Annotated in this window: 1 protein-coding gene; it reads right to left on the bottom strand. The window is 37.6% G+C overall.

The features are described 5' to 3' along the window. A partial coding sequence (locus tag AAEY62_RS24925; protein ID WP_350637181.1) for a lipid II flippase MurJ occupies nt 1-234 on the bottom strand: 234 nt, incomplete at both ends.

The following is a 234-nucleotide window of genomic DNA, read 5'->3' as shown; positions in this document are numbered from 1 at the left end:
AATCTAAGGTATGCTGAAAATCACTGCTTTTTTTACTACTGTGTAATTTTGACAGTGCCGGTAAAATAACCGTTGCTATACCAATACCAAATAATCCCAGCGGAAACTCTATTAAACGGTCTGAGTAATACAACCAAGCAATTGAGCCGGTCATGAGTAATGAAGCAATAACGGTATCGAGCAATAAGTTTATTTGGCTAATAGAGACCCCAAACAAAGCAGGCAGCATTAATT

The sequence above is a fragment of the Pseudoalteromonas sp. GW168-MNA-CIBAN-0100 genome, from assembly GCF_040309225.1.
Lineage (GTDB): Bacteria > Pseudomonadota > Gammaproteobacteria > Enterobacterales > Alteromonadaceae > Pseudoalteromonas > Pseudoalteromonas arctica.
Note: the sequence above shows the minus strand (reverse complement) of the source record. Positions and strands in the feature narration are given on the sequence as shown.